The organism is Pseudoalteromonas sp. MER144-MNA-CIBAN-0113, assembly GCF_040308965.1.
GTDB classification, from domain to species: domain Bacteria; phylum Pseudomonadota; class Gammaproteobacteria; order Enterobacterales; family Alteromonadaceae; genus Pseudoalteromonas; species Pseudoalteromonas tetraodonis.
This window is the reverse complement of record NZ_JBEOOG010000470.1, coordinates 1-253: the sequence shown is the minus strand read 5'-3', so window position 1 is coordinate 253 and position 253 is coordinate 1. Positions and strand designations below refer to the sequence as shown.

Sequence of the window (253 nt, the reverse complement as noted above, 5' to 3'; positions counted from 1 at the left end):
ACGTGCAGCCGCAGGTAAAGACTTAACTCGCCCTGAGCTTTCAGTGCTAGTGTCTTACGCAAAAATGGTATTAAAAGAGTCTTTAGTAAGTGATGAAATTACTGAAAACCCTTACTATCGTCAATTGCTTGTGAAGTCATTCCCACGTCCTCTACGTGAGAAGTTTAACGATGCGATGAACAACCATCCACTTCGTAAAGAAATTATTGCAACTAAACTTGCTAACAGTATCGTTAATGATATGGGTTTAAAC

Annotated in this window: 1 protein-coding gene; it reads left to right on the top strand. The window is 39.1% G+C overall.

All coding sequences use genetic code 11. The features are described from left to right. On the top strand, positions 1-253 hold a 253-nt coding region (locus AAEY57_RS20540; protein WP_350608729.1), incomplete at both ends, for a hypothetical protein.